The organism is Neoaquamicrobium sediminum (assembly GCF_040970315.1).
GTDB lineage: Bacteria > Pseudomonadota > Alphaproteobacteria > Rhizobiales > Rhizobiaceae > Aerobium > Aerobium sediminum.
On record NZ_JAZHFV010000013.1, the window covers coordinates 53,202 to 73,322 of the forward strand.

General features: G+C 59.5%; 17 protein-coding genes and 2 pseudogenes. 9 read left to right on the forward strand and 10 right to left on the reverse strand.

Annotation, left to right across the window (positions count from 1 at the left end):
- Positions 1-122: 122 nt before the first annotated feature.
- The 4 genes from V1479_RS24345 to V1479_RS24360 all read right to left on the reverse strand — a co-directional run bounded on the left by V1479_RS24345 (position 123) and on the right by V1479_RS24360 (position 5,524).
- Entirely contained in the window at positions 123-755 is a 633-nt protein-coding gene (locus V1479_RS24345) for a class I SAM-dependent methyltransferase (protein ID WP_368805126.1), read from the reverse strand.
- Positions 756-815: 60 nt separating this feature from the next.
- Positions 816-1,469 (reverse strand): CatB-related O-acetyltransferase, encoded by a 654-nt coding sequence (locus tag V1479_RS24350; RefSeq protein WP_368805127.1) that lies wholly within the window; start codon positions 1,467-1,469, stop codon positions 816-818.
- Between the two features lie 135 nt (positions 1,470-1,604).
- A complete protein-coding gene (locus V1479_RS24355) occupies positions 1,605-3,443 on the reverse strand; it encodes an acyltransferase family protein (protein WP_368805128.1) in 1,839 nt (612 codons plus the stop codon).
- Positions 3,440-5,524: an acyltransferase family protein gene (locus V1479_RS24360; protein ID WP_368805129.1), complete on the reverse strand. Its 2,085-nt coding sequence runs from the start codon at positions 5,522-5,524 to the stop codon at positions 3,440-3,442. The genes V1479_RS24355 and V1479_RS24360 overlap by 4 nt, the downstream gene beginning before the upstream one ends.
- Positions 5,525-6,338: 814 nt before the next feature.
- Between V1479_RS24360 and V1479_RS24365 the strand changes: the two are divergent.
- Positions 6,339-7,532: pseudogene (locus V1479_RS24365) on the forward strand (IS3 family transposase).
- A 139-nt stretch (positions 7,533-7,671) separates the two neighbouring features.
- Here V1479_RS24365 and V1479_RS24370 read toward each other — a convergent pair.
- Positions 7,672-7,866: a hypothetical protein gene (locus V1479_RS24370; RefSeq protein ID WP_368805130.1), complete on the reverse strand. Its 195-nt coding sequence runs from the start codon at positions 7,864-7,866 to the stop codon at positions 7,672-7,674.
- A gap of 223 nt (positions 7,867-8,089) precedes the next feature.
- Between V1479_RS24370 and V1479_RS24375 the strand changes: the two genes are divergently transcribed.
- A complete protein-coding gene (locus V1479_RS24375; protein ID WP_368805131.1) occupies positions 8,090-8,890 on the forward strand; it encodes a hypothetical protein in 801 nt (266 codons plus the stop codon).
- Positions 8,891-9,220: 330 nt separating this feature from the next.
- Here the strand turns inward: V1479_RS24375 and V1479_RS24380 are convergent.
- The 5 genes and pseudogenes from V1479_RS24380 to V1479_RS24400 form a co-directional block, all read right to left on the reverse strand.
- Positions 9,221-9,739: pseudogene (locus tag V1479_RS24380) on the reverse strand (LysR family transcriptional regulator); the annotation flags it as partial.
- 188 nt (positions 9,740-9,927) lie between these two features.
- Positions 9,928-11,019 (reverse strand): LacI family DNA-binding transcriptional regulator, encoded by a 1,092-nt coding sequence (locus V1479_RS24385; protein WP_368805132.1) that lies wholly within the window; start codon positions 11,017-11,019, stop codon positions 9,928-9,930.
- A 66-nt stretch (positions 11,020-11,085) separates the two neighbouring features.
- On the reverse strand, positions 11,086-12,021 hold the full coding sequence (locus V1479_RS24390; protein ID WP_368805133.1) for an ornithine cyclodeaminase: 936 nt from the start codon (positions 12,019-12,021) through the stop codon (positions 11,086-11,088).
- A gap of 30 nt (positions 12,022-12,051) precedes the next feature.
- Entirely contained in the window at positions 12,052-12,753 is a 702-nt protein-coding gene (locus V1479_RS24395) for a GntR family transcriptional regulator (RefSeq protein ID WP_368805134.1), read from the reverse strand.
- Between the two features lie 10 nt (positions 12,754-12,763).
- On the reverse strand, positions 12,764-13,768 hold the full coding sequence (locus V1479_RS24400) for an SIS domain-containing protein (RefSeq protein WP_368805135.1): 1,005 nt from the start codon (positions 13,766-13,768) through the stop codon (positions 12,764-12,766).
- 128 nt (positions 13,769-13,896) lie between these two features.
- Here V1479_RS24400 and V1479_RS24405 point away from each other — a divergent pair, with 128 nt between their 5' ends.
- From V1479_RS24405 to trhA, 7 genes are all read left to right on the forward strand, one after another.
- Positions 13,897-14,832: a PfkB family carbohydrate kinase gene (locus V1479_RS24405; RefSeq protein ID WP_368805136.1), complete on the forward strand. Its 936-nt coding sequence runs from the start codon at positions 13,897-13,899 to the stop codon at positions 14,830-14,832.
- A gap of 82 nt (positions 14,833-14,914) precedes the next feature.
- On the forward strand, positions 14,915-15,922 hold the full coding sequence (dctP, locus tag V1479_RS24410) for a TRAP transporter substrate-binding protein DctP (protein WP_368805137.1): 1,008 nt from the start codon (positions 14,915-14,917) through the stop codon (positions 15,920-15,922).
- A 69-nt stretch (positions 15,923-15,991) separates the two neighbouring features.
- A complete protein-coding gene (locus V1479_RS24415; protein WP_368805138.1) occupies positions 15,992-16,462 on the forward strand; it encodes a TRAP transporter small permease in 471 nt (156 codons plus the stop codon).
- Positions 16,459-17,733, forward strand: coding sequence for a TRAP transporter large permease (locus tag V1479_RS24420; protein ID WP_368805139.1), 1,275 nt, complete (start codon positions 16,459-16,461; stop codon positions 17,731-17,733). The genes V1479_RS24415 and V1479_RS24420 overlap by 4 nt, the downstream gene beginning before the upstream one ends.
- 12 nt (positions 17,734-17,745) lie before the next feature.
- On the forward strand, positions 17,746-19,020 hold the full coding sequence (locus V1479_RS24425) for an NAD(P)/FAD-dependent oxidoreductase (protein ID WP_368805140.1): 1,275 nt from the start codon (positions 17,746-17,748) through the stop codon (positions 19,018-19,020).
- A gap of 108 nt (positions 19,021-19,128) precedes the next feature.
- Positions 19,129-19,380, forward strand: coding sequence for a hypothetical protein (locus tag V1479_RS24430; protein ID WP_368805141.1), 252 nt, complete (start codon positions 19,129-19,131; stop codon positions 19,378-19,380).
- Between the two features lie 90 nt (positions 19,381-19,470).
- On the forward strand, positions 19,471-20,118 hold the full coding sequence (gene trhA, locus V1479_RS24435; RefSeq protein ID WP_368805142.1) for a PAQR family membrane homeostasis protein TrhA: 648 nt from the start codon (positions 19,471-19,473) through the stop codon (positions 20,116-20,118).
- Positions 20,119-20,121: the final 3 nt, after the last annotated feature.

Genomic DNA, 20,121 nt, shown 5'->3' on the forward strand with positions numbered 1-20,121 from the left:
CTCCTCGGTCACCTTGCTCGGGTGGGGTTCTATTACGCAACCCGGTGGTCTGCCAAGCCTTTGCTTGAACCAAATAGCTCCGAGCGCGTCTCGCAAAACCGGTCGTCCCGCGCCAGTTTGCGTTAACCCGTCCGGCGCGCGATCAGCAGCGCCTTCTGCTTCCGCTCGTGGGGATAATGGAAGTTGGAAATCTCGATCCAGTCGGCCTGCGGCAGAGCCACGGTATAGTCTTCGACGCTGCGCCACCTGCAATGGGTCGCCTGCGCCGCGCCCTTTCCCGGGAAATGCTCGATGATGACAAAAACGCCGCCCGGTAGAGTTGCTTCGAACAGCGCGCGAACCGAAGCTGCCCATTCTAAGTCGTCCACTAGGTGAAATAGAACGTCCAGACAGAGCACGGCATCGAATTTGTGCGCGAAGCCGACTTCCGCGAGGGAAGAGACGACAAACTCGCCGCAGCCGGTTTGCTTTGCGGTTTCGATTGCAGTCGGAGAAACGTCGCTGCCGAAGAGATCGTAGCCTATCGGCGCAAGCATGGATGTGAAAACGCCGGCGCCGCACCCCGCATCCAATACGCGCGCGGGGGGCTTTATTCCGAGAGCGCCAAGTCGATGGGAAACCAAGGCCGCTTTGGAGGCGATGAGGACCAGATTCTGCTCAGAGGTCAGGCCGCGATTGCCGACATTGCGATGGTCGCCCTGCAATTCCACATGGCGAGTTTCCCAGAAGCGATGTGCGTTGAACTCTTGATTCAATGTGGTCTCCGGCGGGGGGCGTGGGGCCCCGGTAAGTTCGTGTTGGAAAGGGGGGCACCCTTAGATTCTCGTCGGCTTATGCGGAAAGGTTTCACGTGGCCCATCATATCCAACGATTGCCTCACAGAAAGCCGGCACATCGGTGAAAGGCAAATCCAGAAGCAGGCGCTGGGGCACCTCCCACCACCGAGACTTTAGCAGAGGCTCCACCAGATCGGCTGGAAAGCGTTCTCTGATGGGCGCTGCCGGTATGCCGCCGACGATTGAATATGGCGTCACATCTTTCGTAACGATGGCACCCGCTGCTATTATCGCGCCGGTCCCCACAGTCACGCCGGTCATTATAATGGCTCGATCCCCGATCCAGACGTCATGTTCTATAACGACCCTCTTCCGCCGTACCGCGTCGGCATATTTTACAACGTTGCGGTCCGGAGCGGCGAGGGCCGGGCTCGTCGAAAGCAGAGTGTGGTCGTGAGTGCCCGTTCCAATGGTGACGTCGCGACCGATGGAGCAATAGCGACCGATTTCCGTCGCGCTTCGGACGAGCCCGCTGTTCATGTAGGAGTGGCGCCCCATCACCACGGTGTGAGCGCATTCGACCTCACCGAGCATTGCAGGTGCTTCGAAGATGAACGGAGCTGCCGGGATACGTGTACCCCCCAGTTTCAGGCCCGCTGCGGTGAGCTGGGTTTTGCGATCTGCAGATGTCATGACTTGGCGTTCGTAGGTATTTTGGAGCCGTCTAACGTCACGTAGAGTGTATCGCAACTATGCTTGGCACCGGATGGGCCGGCCGTAAAGCCGATACCGGGGTGGATATGGTTTGGCCTTCCGCCATGAGATTGCTCAGAACAGCGACCGGTAGAGCGAGAGTGACACGAAGGCGACAGCATAGCCTGTGGAAACCGCCAGAAGTGGCCCCGATTTTCGTCCCTTCATTAGACGTGCCGCCGGGACCTCCACCACGCGATGAAGCACAAGCGCGATTACGATGGAAAGCGCCAAGCCGACTGCAAGAAGATAGAGATAATAAAGTTCCTCCACGCCCATATAGTAGGGCGCGAGCAGGTCGCGTGCGATGCGCAGTGCAGGAACATGAACTAGGTAGATGATAAAGGACAGCGTCCCCACCGTGCCGAGTAGGGAGGGCGTGGTCTCACCTTCCTTTGCGAAATATATGTAGCAGATCAGCAAGACAATCGCCCCCAGCACCTGCAGCCTCTCTAGCCGGTTCTGCGTCACAAAGTCGTTCGACCAGATGTCCTGAATGCCACCGGGGAAGCCTGATAAAGCGATGACGAGCAATCCGGCGCCTGCAAGCCAGAACCATCGGACGTATTTCGCTGTCGGCACCTTTCCGGCCATCCACCAAGCATGGAATGAAAAGGCGGCAGCGATGCCCGCTGCAAAGGCGTCAAAATGATAGAAGGCCGACAACCGCGACCATGACAGCACCTTTGGCCAGCCAGTCTCGACGTAAATCGACAATCCGATGGCTGCTGCAAGGAAGGATAGCCAAAGAAGGGCAGGACTAATGCGGCGTGCCAGGAAAGCCAGCGACATCACCAGCAGCGGCAGGAAGATATAGAACTGGAATTCAGTGGCTATGGACCACCAGACGCTATGATTGAGAGGCAGCAGACGTGAAGCGGGATGGAAGATGTGTGCAAGCATCAAGTTGTCGGCCACCATTGCGGTCGTCAGCGGTTTCGCCGCGTCGACGATCATCGGGCGAAACAGCATCGCAAGAATGAAGACCGCTGCAAAACTCGGCACGATTCGCGTGAAGCGGTTGTGGAGAAAAGGCCGGTAACTATACGTTTCTGCCGCGCGTGCGTGCAGGAGGCTAAGCGTCAGTGTGAAAGCGCTGACCACATAGAAGAGTTCGACGCCATAGTGGCCGTTGTAGATGAATTTGCGTAGGTACGGCCAAGAATCGAAGCCCGGCAGCCCGCTGCCGCCGAGTGTGTGAAGAACGAGGACGAGCAATACGGCCACGCCTCGCAACTGGTCGATGAATTCCCAACTATGCTTCGTGGAGACCGACGTTCTAATGGTAAACCGTTGCGCGACCGCAAGTGCCGCGCACAAGAGCAGGCAGGCGGCCGCAGACTGGAGCAAGAACCCAATGCGTATTGGCGATTGCGAGCTCTGAAACGCGACATGGTCTACCGAGAAGTAGCGGAAGGTCGTGTCCGATACGCTCAGAGTGAGTGCCTTGTCTTCGACAATAATTTGCCCGTCGAGCGTAAATCGACCTATTGCTTGCTTGCCTAATGATGAGGTGGTGATCGACGCGTGTCCGATCTCCTGTCCACCACTTCGCAGCGTCAATTCCGCGGTCCCATTCTCGAAGGCGTAATAGGAAATTTCTACGGCTGCGGGCACGAAGTCGCTCTTCAGCGGAACTTCTAGTGACCCACTGTTGCCCCTGTAGAGCATTAGGGCGTTGTTTCTGATGTAGTCGGTCTTGAATGCTTTTCGCCAAGGACCATCGGCGATCTTGAAGTGCTCGGCGGTCACCATGTACGCCTGCTGAGGCATGAAGATCGCGGCGGCTGTGATGAAGCCCCCCAGGATCAGGGAGAAAACCGCAACCAATTTTCCCACATCACCCCATTTGTCAGCGAGTAATGAAGTGAGGCGGCTGTCGGTCAAGGATCCAGCGTCGCCACCGGCCTTCATGGAGACAGCCGCTGGAAATATTCTTCAATGCCGATAGTCCTACCAATTAACTCAATTGTTGACGGCTTTAGGTTTCTGCGAATGTGATTGTTATCGCGGTAGATGAATTCCCCATTCCATATAGTGCTGCAGGAAACGTTCCCGCACATCGAATCGGTAGGTATCAGCACGTTTACTTTTCGATCATCACTCGCGGCATTAACGAGAGCTTGGTTCGTTACTCGTTGGAATTCTCGCGTTGCATTAGCCTCAAGTGATTTGTGGTCTATCGCACAGCCGTAGCGCCAAAGCGATGAAGCTTCTAGAGCAGCACACACATTCAAGTTTACTCTTGGCCGGGGTACGTCACCGATTAGCAGCACGTCCCTAGATGGCGTGTCGATTTTATTAAGCAGCTCTATCAGGCTCGACTCCATAACCGAACCCGCGTCGGCCCGTGCTAGGGGGGGTATTGATGACGACGGCGACAGCGTATCTATATAACCTGACCAAGCCGCTGCCATAATAATTAGATTGACTTCTGGATGGTCAGAAAGCCACTCAACAGTAAGTCTTTGCTTGTTGCCGCATATCTCCGAGTAATTCGGCCGGTCGCCCCTATGAACATAGCTTGACGTGCCATTTAGGAATGCGGGGCAGGACCGCGGACCGACTACAATAGCTATTTTCATTTCCCGAGCCCACAGATCTACAATCGGGGCAAAATGATCAGCATGACTGTCGCCCCACAGTACCCCTTTCCTGGCTGCTTCATCCCATTTTACACCAACAACACATGAGTCTCCCGCGCCGGGCATCGCGATGGTATCGACGCAGTCGAACTCCCACATCGTATCCAGATCCGTTAGACCGGCAGCCGCCGGGTTTTCGCGCATCGGGAACCCATCTTTCCAGACAAGCACCAAGCAGATTGCGGCGACCACAGTCATAGCCGCGACTGGACGTCCGATTGCGGCCCAAGGCTGCGAGGTCGAGTGCCTAAACGTTTCTTCTATAAACCGCCACGAAATCCATCCTAGAGCAAGCGAGCCTGCGACAAGCGCTGCGACTTCCAGAGGCTCGAACATCCGCTCTGAGATGTAGATGCGATAGTAGACTATGAGTGGCCAGTGCCAGAGATAGCAGGAGTATGAAATCCTACCGACCCACTCGAGCGGCTTTGCGGACAACACGCGGGCGATGAGATTGCCCTCAGTGGTCGTCCCGTAGATGACGAGTGCTGTCCCGAGGGTCGGGAGCACGGCCCAGACACCGGGGTAAGGCACGTCCGTCGTAATGGTGAAGATTCCTAGGAAAACGAGCGTCAGTCCCGAGATGGATAAAATGTTTCCTGTTGCGCTTCGATGTGCGCTGAGGCGCGGGGAAAGGGCGATCATTCCACCCAGCCCCAGTTCCCATGCGCGCGTGGCTAGCATGAAGAAAGCAAACTTTGGATAGGTCGCACTGATCGAAGCGGATAGCAGGAACGTGGCGAGCGTAGTCGTTACGACCGCCGATAAGATGCCGAGTCTCCCAAAGCGGCGAAAAGCGAAGAAGAGTACCAGCGGTACGATGATGTAAAATTGTTCCTCGACGCCGAGCGACCACATATGAAGCAGGGGAAGGACTTCCGCCGACTGATCGAAATAGCCGGTATTCACCATGAAGTAGAAATTCGAGACGAAAAAAAGCGCGGCGATCGAACTCTCGGCGAGCTTGATATACTGCCCTGGTCCGAGCATCACCCAGCCAAAAGCGACTGTGACAAACACCGTAGTCATAGCCGCTGGGAAGAGCCGCTTTGCGCGGCGGGCGTAGAACTCGGCAAAGGAAAATCGGCCAACCTCTAGGTCGCGTACGATGATCGAGGTGATGAGAAATCCGGATATGACGAAAAATACATCGACGCCCGCAAAACCGCCTGCAAGCTGCTGCACGCCCGCATGGTAGATGACCACCGCCAGAACGGCGATTGCCCTCAAACCGGCAATTTCGGGGCGATACCGTTTTACGTGACGAGTGTTTTCGGTCCTGCTTACCTTTGACCGATCGGAGGTCGATTGTAATTTTAGCAAGGGCAAGTCACCGTGCAATGTCTGCAAACGAACCCAATCCTATGCGGAATTATGGTGGCGTCCCATGGGGTCGATCTGCGTCGATCCAAGGCCATCACCCAGCCGGATGGAGCATGGAGGGTAAATCTCCTTGCGCTTACCGGTCATTGTGTTCCTTCGTCAATCAGTTTTAGAAGAACACGGCGGTCGTGACATCGACTTCATACTGGAAGCATTGATTCTCAATTTTGAACTGGGCGATTGACACGTGGGGCGTGTGACGTGTGCGGCAGTTGTTGCGGCTGTTGAGGATAGAAGCGTCCACGTCTTCCTGGGGATGCGGGTTGACGATAGGGAAGCTGGCATGCTGAACACTGAGCTCCGAAAGAGCGCGCAACCCTTCATCAGTTAAATGTTCGAGGAAAGGCACCCTTATGGGTCGCGAAACCGATCAAGAGAGCAAAAGTGTTCAAACGCAGCGAACGTCCAGCTTGCATTGGATATCAAAGATTGAAACGATCAAAAACGATCCAAAAATACGCGACATGAAAGAGGAAATAAGCAGACTCGAGCGGATCCGTGCAAACCGTGCGACCAATGCCAAGCGATCTCCATCTTCCTAGCCTATCTGTGGTCACGTCTCAACCAGAACTCCACTCGTTCGGCCGCTCTTGGGGACGCTAAATATGCCATTGCGCTAGCTCTGGATTCGAAACGCTGGCTAGACCGGAGGATACCGACTTTGGGAGCACACTTCAGTGCATTGCGCGTGACGATGTTGTTCGATCATACATATTGGTCTGCCCCCTGAAAAGTGGTCCTCCCTGAAGTAGGCTATTGAGCCTTTAGAGAGGACGTTGGAATGCCCCAGAAGAAGCACAAGCCCGAAGAGATTGTCGCGAAACTGCGCCAGGTCGATGTCTTGTTGTCGCAAGGTCGATCGGTTGGTGAAGCGGTTCGCTCAATAGGTGTGACGCAGTTCTCGTATTATCGGTGGCGCAAGGAGTTTGGTGGCCTGAAGGGCGACCAGGTGAAGCGCCTGAAAGAGCTTGAGAAAGAGAACGACCGGCTGCGCAAGGCGGTGTCGGACCTGACGCTCGAGAAGCTGATCCTGAAAGAGGCTGCTGCGGGAAACTTCTGAGCCCCGCCCGCCGTCGCCGTTGCGTCGATCATGTCATGGCGAAGTTCTGTGTCTCGGAGCGCTTTGCCTGCAAGGCTCTCGGCCAGCACCGTTCGACCCAGCGCAAGAAGCCGGAAGGCAGGTCGGATGAAGAGGCGTTGACGGCTGACATTATTCGCCTGGCCTCACGCTACGGCCGCTACGGCTATCGCAGGATCACGGCGATGCTGCGGTCCGAGGGTTGGACGGTGAATGCCAAGCGTGTCGAGCGCATCTGGCGGCGGGAGGGGCTGAAGGTTCCCCAGAAGCAACCGAAGAAAGGCCGTCTCTGGCTGAATGACGGATCGTGTATCCGGCTTCGACCCGAGCATCCCAACCATGTCTGGTCCTATGACTTCGTCGAGGACCGGACGCACAATGGCAGGAAGTTCCGCATGCTCAACATCATCGATGAGTTCACCCGGGAATGCTTGGCGATCCGCATCGATCGCAAGCTCAATTCGACCGACGTCATCGACGTTCTGTCGGACCTGTTCATCCTGCGCGGTGTGCCGGGCCATGTTCGATCGGACAACGGACCGGAGTTCATAGCCAAGGCCGTGCGGGAGTGGATCGTTGCGGTCGGGGCCAGGACTGCCTTCATCGAGCCAGGCAGCCCTTGGGAAAATGGCTACTGCGAGAGCTTCAACTCGAAGCTGCGTGACGAACTGCTCAATGGCGAGATCTTCTACAGCCTCGCCGAGGCGAAGGTCATCATCGAGGCGTGGCGGCGCTACTACAATACGGAGCGGCCGCACTCATCACTCGACGGAGCGGCCGCACTCATCACTCGGATACAAACCGCCAGCACCGCAGGCAATCGTTATACCTGCGATGCCACGCGGATCGACTCCATCATCTGCCCAAGCGATAGCCGGAAAGCCGATCATGCACTAAGACTGAAACCGGACCACCCGATAGGGGCAGGCCAATATGACCAATAGCGCGGGGTACAAGTCTCGCAAGTCGACCCTTTAGAGAAGGAAGATTTTCGTCGATTTTCAACCAGTTTTCGGACTGGGATAAATTCGCATCTCTAATCTGGCAAGAACTTCTTGAGGTCATCGGGAACATCGATCTGCGCAATCGTCTCAAGGTACGCTGTAGCATCTGCGCCACGGTCTTGCGCCCCTGCAGCGACAACCTGTCGAATAAGAAGCCTCAGCTCGGCCACCTCAAACTTGAGGTCGACGATCAGGCGGCGAAGGCTGTCGTATTGTTCTTTGGTCATATGGAAACATGAAGGCTGATCGCAAACCGATGTCAAGATGACCGACAGCTAATACGCGCCAAGGACCTAACTAACAGCGAAGCGCGCCCGGCTCGAGATTTGCGGTCTCAAGTCTGCTATCTGCAATCGGCGGCTCATTCAGAAGCCTGCTCACATTGGCGCCGCAGAAGGTCTGTGCTATTGGGCCTCCATTTCATAGGTTGCCTCTCAGGATCGAAATGTAATGAGCGCTGCGGTCGACGGTACAGGATATCTCTCGAGTGAGGATGATCGCCTGTTCGATGCCCACCTATATATCGCGGCGATGGGGCGGTCGGGCAGTACCTATCTCGCAAATCTACTGACGACGCCGCCGAAACGCTGGGTGATGGTGGAGCCGTGGTTTGTGAATGGCCTCTTCAACCGATTTATCAGGGACAGGGCGGCAGAATTCGGCTGGCCCATCGATGTCCAACATTGGCACTTGCCGGCTCCGATGCGTACGCGTGCGGCGTTTTTGGAGCGCTATCGTAGCTTCCTCGCTCCAAAGTTGAATGAGCTTGAGCGCTGGGGTGCGAAAGGTGTGAGAGCAGATTTTCATATACCTACCATCACTACGATCAATCCTCGCAACATGATTGTTCTAGTTCGCGACTTGAGACAGGTCTCGCTCAGCCTATTGGAAAAGAATCACCGGCAGGGCAAGAAGGAGGAAGAAAACCGCCGGTGGGTAGAACTTTATGTCGCTGAGAATGCGCAATCATTGCTCAAACTCTGTGAGATTAAGCTTGTCGATGCGCTGAGAGTCGTGCGCTATGAGGACGTCTCACGGTCGGCCTCCGAAAAGCGGGCAATTGAGACTTGGCTCGATTGGCCGATGGACGGGGATGAATTTGCTAATCTAGAAGATTTTGGTCGTGGCTACGAAGTGGAGCGTCATACCTCTCCTGAACTAGTCGAGCGGCAATTGCCGTCTGGTGCAGATGATTTCGTAGCAAAGATCTGTGAGCAGAATTCCAGCTATCAGGATCGATTCGGCTATTGAGAAAGTGCGACGCGAGACCGGAGACCGGCGGGCAAGTGTGCACGCTTCACCAACGCCGATCTTACTCTCGTCATCGTTGCGGTGCTCTGACTTGGTGTGGTGGGCTCCGATCATGGTAATCATAACCACAAATTAGTCTGCATATCCCCAGGCAAGTATTTCAGGTCCAAAGGACCAACAGTGTCGGCGCGGTCGTCGTCAGCAGCAAGAGTCGGCGCGATGTATTTGAATACTTTAAGGAATTGCCGTCATACGTCATCGGCATCGAGTGATGCGCGTCTGAACGCCACTGGGCTCGGGTCTTATGGCGCTGGGTCATGATGTCCGGCTAGCCACCGGCACAACCACCTCGTTGAAGAGGTATCGGCATGTCGCCTTCGTCCAGATCGGCTTTCCATAGTGGATCGCCGCATCCAGCGCATGCTCGGCTAGATCGACCGTACTATCGCGGGTCGCGAGGTTGAGCGAGATGCCCGGATGCAACGCCAGGAAACTCGATAGGCGCGGTATCAGCCAGCGAGAGCCGAAGGTCGGCAATACGGCGATGCTGAAAATCGACGTCGCGTTAGCCGCCGTCACCGTCTGGATCACCAGTTCCTCGGCCTGTTGAAGCAATCGCAGTGCCTGCGGACGGAATTTGCGACCCGCGGCCGAAAGCTCGATGCGCCGGCGCACGCGGTTGAACAGGACGACCCCGAGCTGGCTTTCCAGCTCCTGGATTTGCCGGCTGACCGCACTTTGCGTGAGGTTGAGCTCCTGTGCGGCGAGCGTCACGCTCTGGTGGCGCGCCGCGCACTCGAACGCCTGCAGCCTCTCAATGTTGGGCAGCATGCGCCTGCTGAATTTCATCGTAGTTCAGTCTCGGGGGTCGATTGCATAGCATCGACAAAACGGCTTGCAGGCCCGGTTTGCAACCCGGTAGCCGTTATTTTGCGGTGCGGAACGCAACGGCGAAGCCACACGTCAGCTCCCGGTCGGCCCACTTTGCTGAGGGGGCTCTGAATGCGTGCTGAGGCAATCGGTGCGTAATCGACCCATTATGAAATCCTGGCAATCGATCCGCGCTGGATAAAGTCCGCCCGCATCATGACTGCGCGTGCCGGTTCTTGCCTCCCCTCGATGCGTTCCAGAAGCATGGTTGCCGCCGTCTCGCCCATTGAGAGGCGCGGTTGGGCCATTGTGGAAATGCCCGGCGAAAGAAAGCTCATCCATTCCAGATCGTCGAAACAGACGAGCGAGACTTCTCTCGGGACGGAGAGATCGGCGGCGGAGATTGCTCCCATGACGCCCTCCGACATGGTGCCGTCCGTGGCGAACACCGCAGAGGGCCGGTCGGAGCGATCGAGCAGCTCACGCGCGACAGCCTGTGCGGCCCCAGCCGAATATGCGCCCACGCGCCGGACCAACGACGCGTCGATCTCCAACCCCGCCTGCCGGTGTGCGCGCAGATATCCGAGCAAACGCTGCCAGCTCGGATAGAGCGTGTCGGTGGACAAAACTTCACCTGCGAGGCCGCGCTGCAGGAAGGCATCGAGCCCCCCTTCCTGGTACTCCATCATTTCGCCGACCAAGCCGATACGGCGGTGACCGGCGGAAATCAGGGCGGATACGGCGCGTTCGGAAGCTGCGATGTTGTCGATGGCGACCCGATCGACTTCCAGTCCCGCAACGCTGCGGTCCAGCAGAACGAGCGGCAGGCCGGCTGCCTGAAGGTCGCGCAGATGGCGCGAATTGCGTGTGTCGCAAGGCGAGACGATCAGGCCGTCCACTTGTTTTTCCATCAGCAGGTTGACCGCGCGGATCTCCTTGTCGAGATTTTCGTCGGAGTTGACGATCAGCAGTCCGAAATCGCGACTTTCCACAACGTCGGAGATGCCGCGCAGGATCGAAGCGTAGAACGGATTCTGGATGTCGCCGGCAACCACGCCGATGGTGCGCGTCTTGCCCGTAATGAGGCCGCGCGCGAGCGCGTTGGTGCGATAGCCGAGCTTGCGGGCCGCATGAAGGACCTGCTCGCGCGTTTCTTCCCTCGTGTAGCCGTAGCGACCCAGGACGCGGCCGGCGGTCGCCGTCGACACGCCCGCCAGGCGGGCAACATCTGCTATCGTCGCCTTGGACTTCTTTGCCACCGTCTATCGCTCCCTATTGTTGCTTGATTGCAGGAAACGCTTCACTGGGGGGTGCCATTTTTCGCGTCACGCCGCTTCATTCAGGGCGATCGCCGTGAAGACGTCGAGATGGGCGCCACCGACATTCTTGAAGATTGTGATCTCGTCGGGCGACTGCCGCCCCTCCACCTTGCCCTGCGCGAGGTCGAAATGGTCGCCGGCGATTGCGTCTGCACGAAAAATCCCGGAAGCAAGCGCGGATCCCAGATCACCGGTGTTTTCCATGCCGCGCCGGGTATCGACGAAGATGCGGCCGCGCGCCAGCGCGGCCTCGTCGGTCTCCCGCAGGCTCGTCATATAGGCGCCGACGAGGTCCAGATGTGTGCCGGGCTTCAGGAGCGCGCCCTTGACCAGCGTGCGATCGGACATGGTCACGCAGGTAATGATGTCGGCCTGTTCAACTGCCGCGTCGATGTCGATCACCGCCTGCGCATCCACGCCATCTGACTGCAGGCCCGCTGCGACCGCTTCGGCCTTGGACGTGGTGCGGTTCCAGATCAGGACGCGCTTCAGCGACGGGCGCGCTGCCATATGCGCGGCCGCAAAGTGCGGCGCGAGCGCGCCCGCGCCGACCACCAGCAGAACCTCGGCGTCCTTGCGGGCAAGCAGCGATGCGCCGAGCGCGGAATCGCCGGCTGTCTTGCGCGCCGTCATCGCAGCCCCATCGGCCACCAGGAGCGGTGCCCCCGTCGATCCGTCGAACATGGCGACCAGCCCCTGCACGTTTGGTTGGGGCGGCGACAGCCTTTCATTACCGGGGAAGACGCCGACCATCTTGACCGCCACGGGGCCGCCCGGCACCCAGCCCGGCAGCGTGATGAACTGGTTGCCGCTGCCGGCAGGATCGTCCTGCACCATCACGTCGGAGACGGGCATCGCGCTGCGATGGGCCTGCGACAGAGCCGTGATCAGATAGGACCAGGGCAAGGCGGCATGCACCGCGGCGGCATCGAAGACTTTCATGGGCATTTTCTCCAGGTGCTTCGGCGTGGCTCAGTTCTTCACGGACAGCGTGACGAGACGGCACGGGGTTACGGTTTGCGACAGGGCAAGGGGACGGCCGTCGCCATCAAGCACCAGCTTTTCGATCCGGTAGACCGGCTCGGTCGTGGACACGCCCAGCAGGTCCGCTTCCGAGCTTCGCGCAAAGCCTACGTCGATGAGGCGTTCGGCCCCTGCAGGCTCGATGCCGTAGGCGCTGCGCAAGGTGGCGAAGAAGCTCTTGCCCGCCGCTACAGGATCGAGCGCTTGAGCGAAGCGCACGGCGTCGAAGTGGAGCCCTTCCAGTGTCATCGGTCTGTCGTTCATCTCGAGCAGCCGCACAAAGCGGACCAGCCGCGATGCGACGAGCCGGGCGGCGATGGCCGGTGCGTCCGCATCATCTTCGCGCTCGATGATGCGGTGGCCGGCCTTGTGTCCCTGCCCTTCCATCACATCGGAGAAGCCCGACAGCGAAATGGTTTGTTGCAACTTGCGCGGCGCGACCAGGGTGCCCCTGCCCTGCTGGCGCAGGAGCAGGCCTTCAGCGCACAGTTCGCCTACCGCACGGCGCAACGTGATGCGACTGACGCCGTAGGTGGCGCACAACTCGAGTTCTGGCGGCAGGAAGCTTCCCTCGGCAAGACGACCGGCCTCGATCTCGGACAGGATCTTTCGCCGGACCTGTTCGTAGAGCGGCAGAAGGCCGTCTTGCACCATTATCGCCTCAGTAGTCGGTGAGCTTCTTCATGTAGCGGCGGCCCTCCAGCATGACCTGCTGGCGGAAACCGGCCACCTTATAGATGAAGCGCCACAGCGTGTCGAAGAAGATGAGCGGCACGACATTGCCCTGAAAGCGTGGGTCGATGCCTGCAAGGTCGAGCTTAGCCGCATCCAGTACGAGCACGTTCTCGGCCTTTCCAAAGCGGTGCAGGAAGGTTTCGGCACGCTCGTCGAGCGCGCGGGTCGAACCGAGGCCTTTCATCAGGACAAAGCAGCGCGTTTCATCGAGGACTTCAAACGGTCCGTGGAAGAATTCGTTGGAGTGGATCGCCTGGCTGTTGATCCATTGCATCTCCATCAAAACGCAGATGGCTAAGGAATAGGCCGCGCCATAGCTCGCGCCCGACGCCATTGTGTAGACGACGTCCTGCTTCGCGAAGTGCTCCGCATAGCGGTCCCACAGAGGAGCATAGGCTTCCTGAGCGCGGTCGATGGCGGCCTGCAGGTTATACAGACTGTCTATCAGTGGTTCGGTCAGGTCCTCGCCGCCGGTCGCGGCCACGAGGCCCATGACGATCTGGTAGATGATCGAATAGTTGCTGTCGCGGGCGTCGATCGGTACGCCGGTCGTATAGGGCGCCTCGAACTTGACGGGATGGTCCACCGCGGTGCCGAGTGGCGAACCGGGCTCCACCGTGAGGCCGATCGTGACCGCCCCCTTCTCCCGCGCGAACGTCGCGGCAGCAGTCGTCTCCTTCGTCGTCCCGGTCATCGAGCACAGCACGACCAGCGTGCCCGGCCCAAGGCGTTTCGGCGCACGGGCGACGAATTCGGCAGCATTGTAGACGTCCGAGGGCAATGAACCGTGCTGGTCGAGCATGAATTTTGCCGGATGCATGATCGACAGCGATCCGCCGCAAGCCACGAAGAAGACATGGCGGAGCGCGGCGGCGTCGATGGCCGAAAGCGCAGCCGAGACTGCCGGATGGAAGCGGTTGGGAAGAGGCATTTTCTATCACCTTTTTGAATATGATGACATAAGACATATTAATTTTATCGCTCGGGTGTCAAGCAGCCGTTGACAAGCCTGCCGCTTATCTGCGAACGTTCTCACATTGTCGTAGAAATGAGAGCCACGTGTCACGGACCGCTCCAAGAATCCTCGCCTTCGGCGATAATGTCGTGGACTGCTATCGCGACCAGAACCGCATGTTCCCGGGCGGCAACTGCGTGAACCACGCCGTGTTTGCTCGGCGCTTCGGTGCCGAAACCGCCTATGCGGGCGCCGTTTCGGACGATCCCGCCGGTCACGCCATCCGCGACGCGTTCCTGGCCGAAGGTGTGGAAACCTCGTTGCTCCGGCTTCTGCCAGGGCAGACCGCCTTTTGCGTCATCGCGACGCAAGGCGGTGAACGCGTCTTCGTTGGGGCAAATCTGGGCGTCTCGATCATCGCGCCCTCGCCCGCGGATCTTGCCTGGATGAAGACGGTGGACGCCGTCCATACCGGCCGTTCCAGCCATGTCGATGCGTGGCTGGCGCATTTTGCGTCGTTGACCCGCGTATCATATGATTTTGCCACGATCCGCGATGTGGATCGTATCGCTGCCGTAGCGCCGCACTGCTTCCTGGCGGGATTTTCAGGCGGGGGCATGACCCGCGGAGAAGCGCGAACGCTTGCAGCCACCGCGCTGCACTACGGTGCGCGGTGGGCCGTCATCACCCGCGGTGGCGACGGTGCGCTCCTGGCTGGACCGGACGGCATCTACGAGGCGCCGGCCGTCCCGGTACAGCCGGTCGACACGCTCGGCGCCGGCGACACGTTCATTGCCTGCACGCTCGTCGGTTTGCTGCGCAACGAAGCGCCGGAGGCGATCTTGCGCGCGGCGGCTGAGGCAGCGGCACAGACGTGCCTGTCACCAGGCGCCTTCGGCTACGCAGCGCCGATGATGGTGGACCTGTCGTCCGCTCTCACCATTGAGGAGATATACGCCAGGACCAGAGCCGTGCCCGGCCCCGAGGTCGAGCCGGCTGCCGCAACGTATGAGAAAAGGGCAACGAAAACGTTCTCATAAACCCGCTCCCTTTTCATTCTGGAAGCGCCGGCAACAACGAGCCGGGGCCACTATGGGATCAACCCGAACAGGAGGACTCGCAATGAACCAATTCACCAAATCCCTGCGGCTGCTTGCCGCCGCCGCAATTGCGACGACAATGCTGACAGGCCTGTCAGATGCGGCCTTCGCGCAGGAGCTGACAATCCGCATCGCCACCGTGAATGCGCCCACGAGCGAATCCTGGAAAGGTGTGATGGCGACCGCCGAACGTGTGACTGAACGCACCGAGGGTCGCGTGAAGTTCGAGGGCTTCCCGTCAGGCCAGCTCGGCACCACTACCGATTCCATCGAGCAGGCCAGCCAGGGTCTGCCGGTCATGACCTTTACCTCGGCGTCGTTCCTGTCCAGTTTCGGCGTACCGGAACTGTCGATCGTGGAGGGGCCGTTCATTGTTTCCAACACCGACGAGGCGGAGAACCTGGCCTTTTCCGACCTGATGCAAGGCTATTATGACACGCTTGCCGAAACGGCCGGCATCCGCGTCGTCGCCCTAAACTGGTTCGACGGCCCGCGCCACATGATCGGCAATGCAGGTTATCCTTCGCCTGAGGACCTGCAAGGTGTACGCATGCGTGTGCCGCCGGTAGAGACCTGGCTGAAGACATTCGAGCCGCTGGGTGTGATCGCGACCACCGTCGAGGCGGCCGAAGTCTACTCGGCGCTGTCGCAGGGGGTCGTCACGGCGGCAGAAAGCCCGCTGACCGGCCTGCGCGCTTCCGGCTGGCCGGAAGTCGCCAAGGAGATCACGATGACGGGTCACTTCAACCTGTTCACCGGCTGGGTGATGAGCGAGGTCGCTTTCCAGCAGATCGGCGAGGAGGACCGCGCCATCCTGCTGGAAGAGTTCCGCAAGGGCGGCCAGGACCTGACCGAGATTTCCGCCAATATGGAAGCCGAGATCCGCAAGGAGTTCGAGGCTTCGGGCGTGACCTTCCACGAAGCGGACCTCGACGCCTACCGCAAGGCGACCGCGAGCTTTTACACGAGCTTCCCGGACTGGCCGGACGGGCTCTATGATCAGGTCCGGGCCGCGGCCGCCGGCAACTGATGGCAATGGCCGGGCGGATTGTGAGGATCCGCCCGGTTTTCCCTGCGACCGAAGGAGGCGGTTGAAGCGATGAAAGCCTTGCGCGCGTTGATGGAGTTTCTGGGCATGACCTTGCCCGCGCTGCTGCTTGCGGCGTTGGTGGCGGTGGTCATGGCCGATGTTGTCGCGCGCAACTTTTTCGCAATGTCGATAATGTGGGCACAGGAGATGGCAGTGATCCTGCTGGCGACGACCGTATGGCTCGGCCTGTCCGGAGCGGCCATGCAGGGCCAGCTGTTCGGCATTTCCCTTTTCGTCGACAGGCTGCCTGAGCGCGCTGCAGCTTATGCGAGGCTTGTCGCCGATCTTCTGGTCTTGCTGATCGCGGCACAGGTGATCCGCGCGGCGTTGGCCCAGATATCCACTGCGCGGTTCACGACGTTTCTGACCCTCGGCTGGCCGAAATGGATCATGGCCGCCATCCTGGCTGCGGGAATGGGCCTCGTCATTGTCGGCCGCGTGATGCAGATCACCGATCGTCTCCGGAAGCAGCGCCCGTGACCGTCGTCGCCATCGTTTTCGTCACTCTGCTCGTTCTCGGGCTGCCCGTCGGCTTCGTGATGCTTGGCGCGTCGATGGCCTATTTCGCCATCAATCCGATGATGACGAGCCTGGTCGCACAGCGCATGTCTTCGGGTCTCGAATCCTTTCCGCTGCTGGCTATCCCGCTGTTCATTGTGGCCGGTGCGGCCATGGCGCGCGGCGGCATCGCAGACCGGCTATACGCCTTCTGCGAGACGCTGGTGGGCCACTGGCGCGGCGGGCTGGCGCAGATCGCCGTGCTGAATTCCGTATTCATGGGCGCAATGTCAGGATCGGCAAATGCGGATGCGGCCATCGATGCGCGCACGATCGTGCCGGTGATGCGCGCGCGCGGCTATTCGAACGCATACGGATCGGTGGTGAGTGCGGCCTCCTCCATCATCGCTCCGATCATGCCGCCGAGCATCGCATTGATCGTCTATGGGCTCTTGACCAACACCTCGATCGGCCGCCTTTTCGTCGGCGGCGTCGTGCCGGCCTTCTTGATCGCCATCGCGCTGATGTTGACCGTGCGCTGGACGGCAAGGCGCATGGACCTTGCTCCCGCACGCGAGACCCGTGCGCGACCGCGCGAGATGATGAAGAACGCGCGCGCTGCGCTGTGGGCATTGGCGATGCCGGTGATGCTGCTGTTCGGCTTGCGCAGCGGCTGGTTCACGCCGACGGAACTGGGGGCTGTCGCAGCCGTCTACGCTTTTTTCGTCGGCGTGCTGGTATATCGCGGGCTGACCTTCCGCGAGACGCTGTCGCTGTTTTCCGAATCGGCCGTCACCACGGCCGGCGTGCTGTTCATCATCGCTTCTGCCTCGGTGTTCTCGCTGATCCTCAGCCTTGAACAGGTCCCGCAACAGCTCATCACAGCGCTACTTTCGGTCTCCGAGAACAAATACGTGGTGCTGCTTATCATCAACATCGCCCTCCTGATCCTCGGCACGGTGTTCGAGGGGCTGGCCATCATTGTCATTCTCGGACCGCTGCTGGTGCAGGTAGCGCAAGGCCTGGGCGTCGACCCGGTGCATCTGGGCGTGGTGCTGGTGTTCAACACCGCCATCGGCTCGCTGACGCCACCGGTCGGAACGGTGATGTTTACCGTCTGCTCGATCACCCGCTGTTCTGTGGAAGATTTCACACGGGCATTCCTGCCCTTTCTCGCCGCTGCAATCGGCGTGTTGTTGCTCCTCACCTACGTTCCGGCGCTGGTGACCTTCCTTCCCAATCTGTTCTTTTGAAGGGCGACCATCGTGACGAGCAGAGCAGACGGCAATCTGTGGCGTGCCAGCAGCGCGGTGCACGTCGAAGCGCCGCCGCTGAGGGCGGATGCGGATGCCGACCTCGTCATCATAGGTGGTGGGTTCACCGGGAACGCGGCAGCCCTTGAGGCGGCGCGGCGCGGCGCTTCGGTCATCGTGCTCGAGGCGGAGTCGGTCGGCCATGGTGGCTCGGGCCGAAATGTCGGGCTCGTCAACGCCGGCCTGTGGTTGCCCCCGAACGACGTGGTGGCGCAGATGGGCAAGGAGGCGGGCCAGAAGCTAATCGGTCTGCTGGCCGATGCACCAAGGCTGGTCTGGTCGCTGATCGAGCGCGAGAATATAGGCTGCGAAGCGACACCGAACGGCACGCTGCATCTGGCGCATTCGGCCGCGGGCTTGCGCAATCTGGAAGAGCGGCATCGCCAGGGCGTGGAACTGGGAGCGCCTGTCCAACTATTGGACGCGGCCGAAACCGCGCGACGCACTGGCAGCCGTGCATTCTACGGCTCACTTTTCGATCCGCGCGCCGGCACCATTCAGCCGCTGTCCTATGCGCGCGGCCTTGTATGCGCCGCGATCCGCGCCGGCGCCCGCTTGCATGAGCAAACCGCAGTCAGTCGTGTCGAACGCGTCGGCGATCACTGGCAGGTCATGGCCAACGGTCACACGGTCAGGGCGGGATCATTGCTTCTGGCCACAAATGCCTACTTCAACGGCATCGACATCGCCGTTCGGCCGCAATTCGTTGCCGTCAACTATTGCCAGTTCGCGACCGCTCCCATGCCGAAGCCCCTGCGTGCTGAGATTCTTTCCGGCGGGGAAGGTTGCTGGGATACCGCGCTGGTGATGTCGTCTTTCCGGACAGACAGGGAGGGGCGGATGATCCTGGGCGGCATCGGCGATGCCGGAGGGCGGGGCGCTGCGGTCCATGCCGGCTGGGCCCGGCGCAAGCTGCGGCAGGTGTATCCGCAATTGGCAGGGCTTACCTTCGAGTATTCCTGGCACGGGCGCATTGCCATGACCAGCGATCACATTCCCAAGATCGTCAGGCTTGGCCCTTCGGCCTACGCTTGCTTCGGTTATTCCGGACGCGGCATTGGCCCCGGAACCGTATTCGGCACGCGCGTAGCCGCTTCACTGCTGGACGGATGCGAGAACGGCCTGCCGGTGGCACCCGTCGACAACCATCGGGAGCGATTGACGGCCGTGCGCGCTGTCTATTACGAAAGCGGCGCGGTGTTGGTCCACGCATTAACCGGCGCGTAGCCTTTATCGAGTGGGCCCTGTGCTGCTGGCCACTCGAACGCGCCATGGTTCACTTTAGAAACTTGACTATCTGTGTATCCACAGTACCCCTAATCCGGTCTCTTCAAAGTGACCGTGGCAATCTCTTTGAAACCTGCGTATCTCATGATTATCGGCGCGCTCGTGGTTGGCGCCACTTTCGCCGCCTGGTGGTTCCTCAACGCATTTGCGTGCGGGATGAACCCGACCGGATGCACCGGCTTTTCCCTTGCATGGGACGATTGGGAGGCACTTCGGTATTTCGTGTCGACCTTCGTGATCGGGGCAGTGGTGTTCATGGTCGGGCTTTGGAAGACCGTGAGCAGGAGCACTCGTAGCTAGGCAGCCTGATTGCTGGTGGCGGCATCGACACAAGGCTTTCAACCGCCACATTCTCATGTCATCGCGTCGGCTTCCAACTCAACGAGACCGATGAACAACTTTCCCTGGAATTATGATCGTGCAGAGCTCGTCGCAGATGGCACGATCCATGTTGTCGGAGTGATCCTCGGCTTGGGTGGTGCGGTCGCGATGGTCTCCGCCGCCTTCTGGATCACCAACGTCAGTAGCGCCATCGCCGCCTCAGTTTATGCTGTGACGCTGGTAACGACGCTTTCTATGTCAGCGATCTACAACATGTGGCCTATCGGACCGCGCAAATGGCAAATGCGCAAATTCGATCATGCGGCGATCTATCTTCTGATCGCAGGCACCTACACACCTTTCGCTCTGCAACTGGGAACTCGAGGCGCATGCTTGCTCGTATGGATGTGGAGCGTGGCGGCCCTTGGCATGCTTTTGAAGATTGCGTTCCCTGGTCGCTTTGATCGGATCGCCCTCCTTCTTTACCTCGGCCTGGGATGGAGCGGCGTTTTCATGTTCGACATCCTGCTGAGCAGCTTTTCCCCGACGATCATATGGTTGCTCATTCTCGGCGGTGCGGTCTATTCGACCGGCGTCATTTTTCACCTTTGGCATAGCCTCAGATTTCAGAACGCCATCTGGCACGGCTTCGTGCTCGCAGGCGCTACGTGTCACTACTGCGCCGTGCTCACTTCGGTTGCCGGTTCGAGCGTGTGAGAA